The following is a 6,692-nucleotide window of genomic DNA, read 5'->3' as shown; positions in this document are numbered from 1 at the left end:
CGCCAGACGCTCGCTGCCCGCGCCAGCGTCACCCGCCAGTCATTCGCTGAACGATTGCGCGCCGCGATCGCTGCCGGCCAGCGCGCCGCCGCCGAACGCGAACAAGAGCTGTGGCGCGAGTATCGCAAACGGATCAACGAACCGCCATCGTCTGATCCATCGACGACGCCGTAAGGGCAACGCATACGTCACCCCCAGCGCCCATGCGTAAGGGTAACGCATGCGTCGCCCTATAAGGAGATCTATGGACGCTGAAATCATCGCGATCGGCTCAGAACTGCTGCTCGGCGTCACCATCGACACCAACAGCGCCTACCTCGCCCGCCAACTGGCCGCTGCCGGCGTGAATGTCTACCGCAAGACGGTGGTCGGCGATAATGCCAAGCGGATTGAACAGGCGGTGCGTGAGGCGATCGACCGGGCCGATCTGGTCATCTGCACCGGCGGGCTTGGCCCAACTCTCGATGATGTGACCCGCGAAGCGGTGGCGGCGGCGTTCGATCGCCCGCTTGAGTTCCGCCCCGAATTGCTCGACCAGATTGCGGCTCGCTTTGCCGCTATGAACCGCCCGATGAGCGAGAGCAACCGCCGGCAAGCTTATGTGCCGGCAGGCGCGCGCGTGATCCCTAACCCGCGCGGCACCGCTCCAGCCTTTCTGGTCGAAGACGCGCGCGGCACGGTGATCGTGTTGCCTGGCGTGCCGAGCGAAATGCGCTATTTGTTCGAGACGGCGGTCATTCCTTATTTGCGGCAGGAACGAGGCATCACCACCGTGATCCTTGTCCGCACCCTCCACGCGGTTGGCCTAGGCGAGAGTGTGATCGGCGAACGCATCGCCGATCTCATGCAGCAAGCTAATCCGACCATCGGCATTTCGGCCAAGCGAGCGCGCTACGAGTTGCGCATCGGCGCTCGCGCCGAGAGCCAAGCCGAAGCCGAAGCGATGATTGCCCAAACTGAGGCAATTATCCGTGAACGCCTTGGTCATCACCTGCTCGGCGATGAAGAGTTGCCGGCAGTGGTGGCCAGCTTGTTGCGCGAACGAAACCTCACGCTGTCACTGTACGAAGGGATCATCCAAGCGCCGGTGTTGCATGCGCTGCTGGCTGCGCCAGATATTGAGCAGCGGCTGCGCGGGGTCGAGATCCACCCGCTTGACCGGCCCGCCGATGAGCAGGCGGCGTCAGATTTGGCTGCCGCTGGGGCGTCTACTGTAGCCGACCACTGGCAGAGCGATCTGGCGTTGGGTGTGCAACCGGCCAGCGTGCCCAACGACCAAGGGTTTACCGCCGTAGCCTTTGCGCTGGTGACGCCAAACGGTGAACGGCGCTTGACCCGCCCCTTCGACCTGCGCTCAGCCGAGGGCCGTGAGTTTATCGGCACGGCGGCGCTCGATCTGTTGCGCCGCTATCTGGCCGGGGAGCCGGAGTAGTGTACGCGCCGTTGCCTTCACCAACTACCTTGCCGGCTGCCGTTGCGCTGATCTGGCGCGATCCGGCGTGGTGGCGCAAATGCTTGCTCCACGGTGCGCTAGCGATGACGATCATCGGCTTGCCGTTGGCCGCCGGCTTTATCATGGAGAGCTACGACAATACCCGGCGCGGGTTCCCCATTCCGCTGCCACCATGGCGCGATTGGACGCTGCGCGCCCTGACCGGGATTTTCGCCTTGTTGATCGATCTCACCTTCTTTGGGTTGCCGCTCATGGTCGGCGGCTTGGCGCTGGGTTGCAGCGGCTTGGCGCTCGTGTTGGCGGCTCAGACCGCACTGCTTGAGCCGATCATCTTCAGTATTGTGACGCTGATAGGATTGGTCTGGCTGTGCTTTTTGCTCATCGGCGTTGCGCCGGTTGGCCGCCTCATCTTCGCCGAAGAGGGCCAGATCGAGCGCGCCCTCAGCATCGAGACGGTGCGGCGCGCCTTACAACCGCCTTACCGGGTACACTTTTGGCGCGCGCGCTTGGCCAGTCTGGCGGCGTATCTGCCGGCAGCGGTGATTGCAGCCCTGACTGGTTGGTTGATCACGAACAATGCTCCACTGCTGCTTATTATCCTTACCGGCTGGCTGTTATGCAGTGCTGGCGTCTTCGCCCAACTAGCCGGCGCGCAATTGTACGTTGCCGCCGAACGGCAGGCGCAACGGGAGCTGCGCACATAACTAGCTCGATTATGGTACAGTAGGGCTGTTGCGCGAACTCGGTAAGTACACGCTGATTAGTCTTTCGCTGAAGTGGGAGATTGCTTCGGTCGGGCGACATCCCGCATGGCGGAATGCCGCCGCTTCCTCGCAATGACAAGGGGGGCTGCGCCCCTCGCAATGACAACGGGGTTGTCCGTCGCCGCTCGCCGATGTCATTGCGAGCCGCACTCCGCGCGGCGCAGCAATCCCCCACGAGCGTGGGAGCAATTGGCTCAGGCTTGCTATATGTTGGCGGGAAGATTGGTGCGGGGACGCGAGCAGCCCACTGTGCTGACCATTCGCTTCCCCGCCTGTGAAGCACAAAGACGTAAACCGCGGCAGTTGATGGTGATACCTCTGCGCGCACTACGCGATAACCACACCGGAGCGCCTGCATGAATCTGACTCGCGCCTTTAGCTTTGTGTTCGATGACCCTGATTGGTGGAAAGTGTTCGTCGTGGTCAGCTTGTTGCAACTGGTGCCAATTATCGGCCAGATTGTCGCGTTGGGGTGTATCTTGTATACTGCCCGCGCCGTCGCTAGCGGGAGCAATCGTCCGCTGCCGCGCCTCAACCAGTTCGGCGCTGTTTTCAGCGAGGGATTGGCGCATTCATCTATATCGTCTACTACCTGCCCGTGTTTCTGATTATGTGTCTCTTTATGTGCCTGATCGTGGCAGTAGTGGTCGTAACCGGCAATAACAAACCGACGATCGAGATTTTGATCGGTTTGGCACTTTGCTTGAATCTCCTGCTGGTGCCGTTGGCGCTGATTACCCAACTGTTGCTAATCGTGGGCAGCGGTCGCTACGTGCAAACTGGCTCTGCCGGCGCGGCATTACAATTGAGCGAGGTGTTTGCGTTGCTGCGGCGCAATCCGGCTGAATGGATAGTGCTGTGGCTGCTCTCGATCTTGTGCAATTTCGTCGCCGGCCACGGCGCAATCATTGTGTTCTTTGGCATACTATTCACAACCGCCTATGCTGCGCTCGTCTTCGGCCATCTCCTAGGGCAAACCGTTCGCCAAGTTTCATCACCGCCGTCGCTGATGTAAGCAGGAGAACGCTATGACGCTCCGTGACCTCATCGAACCGCGAGAACTCCTCTACCCCTCGAATCTGCTTACAATCAGCCGGTTGCTGCTCTTGCCGGCGACAATCTACTACATGCAGCGCACCGATCGGCGCGAACGGGCATTGCTATTGCTCGCGATTACGATGATTACCGATGCGCTCGATGGCCCGATTGCCCGCCGCCGCGGCGAGGTCTCGAAGCTAGGCCAGATCCTCGATCCAATTGCGGATAAGGCGCTGATCGACTCAGCGGCGGTGATGCTCTCGCGCACCCGTGGGTTTCCGTGGTGGGCGACTGGGTTGCTGATCTTTCGCGATGTCGGGATTCTGCTGGCGGGCTTGATTGTGCTGCGCCGGAAGGCGCAGATTACCACCGCCGAGAGCAGCGGTAAGCTCACGACACTGGCGATGACGATTGTCGCCTTGCTCTATCTAGCGGGCGGCCCGCGCTGGGGCAAACCAGCGCTCTATGCGGCGTTGGTGCCGTTTTGCTTATCGTTTGTGCAGTATGGCTGGCGCTTTATCCAAATTATGCGCGACGAGCAGGGCGATTCTGAACGCAAAGACGCAATGTAACTCAGTGCGCCTTTGCGTTTATCATTAGCGCGCCACCTTCGTGGCGAATAGCTTGTGGAACTTGGCCACTTTGGGCGCAACCACAAATTGGCAGTAGGGCTGGTAGGGGTTGCGCGCAAAGTACTCTTGGTGATAATCCTCGGCAGGGTAGAAGGTGGTCGCTGGCACGATCTCGGTCACGATCGGGGCGCGAAACACCTGCTGCTCACTCAATTCACGCACCAACTGCTCGGCAATCTGCCGCTGCTCGTCCGAATGGTAGAAGATCGCTGAACGGTACTGCGTGCCGACATCAGCCCCTTGCCGGTTGAGCGTGGTCGGATCGTGAATGCTGAAGAAGATTTCGAGCAGTTCGCGATAGCTGATTTGGCTTGGGTCAAAGCGAATTTGTACCGCTTCGGCGTGGCCGGTATCGCCATCGCACACCTGCCGGTAGGTCGGGTTGGGGACGTGGCCGCCGGTGTAGCCTGAGACCACATCTTGCACACCGATCACCTGATCGTAGACCGCTTCGAGGCACCAGAAGCAACCGCCGGCCAGCGTGGCCGTTTCGAGAGTCATACCAGTCTCCTTCTCGTGAAATGAGCTGCTCTCTCTGTAGTCTACCGCAGGTTGGCGGTTGATGGGAGGATTACAACGGATTGTACCGGTTCATCGCCGCGATCAAGCCCTCACCCAACACCACTTCGACCGCATCAGCGATGCGCGCCAGTAGATCAGGCAGCGCCGCCTCTTCTTCCAGCGTAAACCGGCTCAACACATAATCGGCGGCGTCCATCTTGCCCGGCGGCTGGCCAATACCCACCCGCAACCGGGGGAATTCGGTCGTACCCAGTTGGCCGACGATCGAGCGCATACCGTTATGGGTGCCGGCGCTGCCCCGCTCACGCAGCCGCAGTTTGGCGAAGGGCAGATCGAGATCGTCGTAGATCACCAGCAATTCGCGCGCCGGATCGATCTTGTACCAGTTGCGCAACGCCGACACCGCTTGCCCGCTCAGGTTCATGTAGGTCTGCGGTTTGACCAGCGCCACCCGCTGCCCGCGAATATTGCCTTCGGCAATCTCGCTGTTGGCGCGCTGGTTGCGAAATGCCAGCCCATAGCGTTCGGCCAGCGTTTCGACGCTGCGAAAGCCAATATTATGCCGGGTGCGTGCATACCGCTCACCCGGATTACCCAACCCAACAATCAACCACATAACCTATCCCTCTTGTACGGGCACAGCGTGCTGTGCCCGGTTGGATGGGGCACAGCACGCTGTGCCGCTACAGGTTCCCGCCGTCGCGCCATGGTAGAAGCGGTTGCGCTGCCCGTCAACCCGCTTGACGAAATGCCGTTTCCGGCGAACATGGCTGCAATTGCTTTGAGTCGATAAGGATGTGTTATGGCCGTTCCGACTCTCTCGCTGCCGTTGCCCTCTCTCGCCGAACAGTTTCTGCTCCGGCGCGATATGACCTTTCTCAACCACGGCAGTTTTGGAGCTTGCCCGCGTCCGGTGTTCGACACCTTCCAACAATGGCAACGCACCCTCGAATCCCAGCCGGTTGAGTTTCTTGGTCGCCGGTTGCCCGATCTGCTGCGCCAAGCGCGTGCCCAGTTAGCGGCATTCGTCGGCGCACCGGCAGATGATCTGGTCTTTGTGCCGAATGTGACCTACGCGCTCAATATCGTGGCCCGCTCGATCGCGTTGCAACCGGGTGATGAGGTGTTGGGCATCACTCACGAATACGGCGCGATCGAACGCACATGGCGCTATGTGTGTCTGCAACGCGGCGCGACCTACATCAACCAGCCGGTTGAGCTGCCGGTAGCGACGCATGATGAGATTGTCGAACAGATTTGGCGCGGCGTGACCCCGCGCACCCGTGTAATCTTGCTCAGCCATATCACGTCGCCGACCGCTATCATCATGCCGGTGGCTGAAATCTGCCGGCGGGCACGTGCTGCCGAGATCCTCAGTGTGATCGATGGCGCGCACGCTCCCGGCCAGATCGATCTCAATCTCGCTGAGCTAGGGGCCGATTTTTACGGCGGCAATTGCCACAAATGGCTGTGCGCGCCGAAGGGGGCCGGCTTTCTCTATGTGCGTCCCGAACACCAAGCCCGCCTTGAGCCGCTGGTGGTGAGTTGGGGCTGGCAACCGCCCGATCCGCTCCAAGGTAGTTTTCTCGCCTACCCGGAAGGACGCCCGCTGCAAGCCTACTACGAGTGGATGGGCACCGATGATCCGTCGGCGTTTCTCGCCGTGCCGGCAGCGATCGAGTTCCAGCGCCAGCATCACTGGCCGGCGGTGCGGCAGGCATGCCACAAGCTATTGCAATCCGCTTCCCAGCAGATATTGGCGCTGAGCGGCTTGCCGCCGCTGACTCCCGACGACCAAAGTTGGTGGGTGCAGATGCGCGCCCTGCCCTTGCCGCCGTGCGATCCGGCGCAGGTGCAGGCCTGCCTGTGGCGCGAGTGGCGGGTCGAAGTGCCATGTTTCAACTGGGAAGGCCGCCCGTTGATCCGGGTCTCGGTGCAGGCGTATAATGCCCCGGCAGATATTGAGCGGCTGGTGGCGGGGTTGCGGGCAGTGTTGTGAATGGTTGGGGGAAGTTGCCCTCACCCCTCGCTCTCCCCCGCTGGGGGATCAGCCCCCACCCCTCGCCCCTCCCCCGCTGGGGGAGGGGGAAGGACTTGCTCCCTCCCCCGGAGGGATTGAGGGGCGGACAGAATGTGTAATCGATCGCAACCGTTAATTGCTGTACAATGCTTCAACGCTCGGTACGACACTCCCCTCTCCCGCCGTCAGGTGGGAGAGGGGCTGGGGGTGAGGGCCAGCAGCCCGCGCAGCGGGCTTCGTACCCCTAGCCCGGCCCTTCAGGG

General features: G+C 61.3%; 6 protein-coding genes and 1 pseudogene. 5 read left to right on the top strand and 2 right to left on the bottom strand.

What is annotated here, in order from left to right; translation table 11 throughout:
- The first annotated feature begins 244 nt into the window (after positions 1-244).
- The 4 genes and pseudogenes from U9R81_RS09290 (at position 245) to U9R81_RS09270 (ending at position 3,827) form a co-directional block, all read left to right on the top strand.
- Positions 245-1,432, top strand: coding sequence for a CinA family nicotinamide mononucleotide deamidase-related protein (locus U9R81_RS09290; protein WP_322495201.1), 1,188 nt, complete (start codon positions 245-247; stop codon positions 1,430-1,432).
- Positions 1,432-2,157 (top strand): DUF4013 domain-containing protein, encoded by a 726-nt coding sequence (locus U9R81_RS09285; RefSeq protein WP_322495200.1) that lies wholly within the window; start codon positions 1,432-1,434, stop codon positions 2,155-2,157. Before U9R81_RS09290 ends, U9R81_RS09285 begins: the two co-directional genes overlap by 1 nt.
- Positions 2,158-2,573: 416 nt before the next feature.
- A pseudogene (locus tag U9R81_RS20060) lies at positions 2,574-3,232 on the top strand (DUF4013 domain-containing protein).
- Positions 3,233-3,245: 13 nt separating this feature from the next.
- Positions 3,246-3,827: a CDP-alcohol phosphatidyltransferase family protein gene (locus tag U9R81_RS09270; protein ID WP_322495197.1), complete on the top strand. Its 582-nt coding sequence runs from the start codon at positions 3,246-3,248 to the stop codon at positions 3,825-3,827.
- Positions 3,828-3,851: 24 nt separating this feature from the next.
- On the opposite strand, the gene msrA is transcribed toward U9R81_RS09270, so the two are convergent.
- Together msrA and pth are read right to left on the bottom strand one after the other, a co-directional pair.
- Positions 3,852-4,388 carry a peptide-methionine (S)-S-oxide reductase MsrA gene (gene msrA / locus U9R81_RS09265; RefSeq protein ID WP_322495196.1) on the bottom strand — a complete coding sequence of 179 codons (537 nt, stop codon included), beginning with the start codon at positions 4,386-4,388 and terminating at the stop codon, positions 3,852-3,854.
- A 70-nt stretch (positions 4,389-4,458) separates the two neighbouring features.
- A complete protein-coding gene (gene pth, locus U9R81_RS09260) occupies positions 4,459-5,025 on the bottom strand; it encodes an aminoacyl-tRNA hydrolase (protein WP_322495195.1) in 567 nt (188 codons plus the stop codon).
- A gap of 186 nt (positions 5,026-5,211) precedes the next feature.
- Here pth and U9R81_RS09255 point away from each other — a divergent pair, with 186 nt between their 5' ends.
- Positions 5,212-6,408 (top strand): aminotransferase class V-fold PLP-dependent enzyme, encoded by a 1,197-nt coding sequence (locus U9R81_RS09255; RefSeq protein ID WP_322495194.1) that lies wholly within the window; start codon positions 5,212-5,214, stop codon positions 6,406-6,408.
- Positions 6,409-6,692: the final 284 nt, after the last annotated feature.

It is taken from the genome of Chloroflexus sp. (assembly GCF_034435895.1).
Classification (GTDB): Bacteria; Chloroflexota; Chloroflexia; order Chloroflexales; family Chloroflexaceae; genus Chloroflexus.
The sequence above is the reverse complement of the archived record's forward strand: the minus strand, read 5'-3'. Positions and strand labels throughout refer to the sequence as shown.

Excerpts from the sequence above, each read along its gene's own strand:
- U9R81_RS09290 (WP_322495201.1), top strand. The coding sequence starts at position 245 with ATGGACGCTGAAATCATCGCGATCGGCTCAGAACTGCTGCTCGGCGTC.
- U9R81_RS09270 (WP_322495197.1), top strand. The coding sequence starts at position 3,246 with ATGACGCTCCGTGACCTCATCGAACCGCGAGAACTCCTCTACCCCTCG.
- msrA (WP_322495196.1), bottom strand. The coding sequence starts at position 4,388 with ATGACTCTCGAAACGGCCACGCTGGCCGGCGGTTGCTTCTGGTGCCTC.
- pth (WP_322495195.1), bottom strand. The coding sequence starts at position 5,025 with ATGTGGTTGATTGTTGGGTTGGGTAATCCGGGTGAGCGGTATGCACGC.
- U9R81_RS09255 (WP_322495194.1), top strand. The coding sequence starts at position 5,212 with ATGGCCGTTCCGACTCTCTCGCTGCCGTTGCCCTCTCTCGCCGAACAG.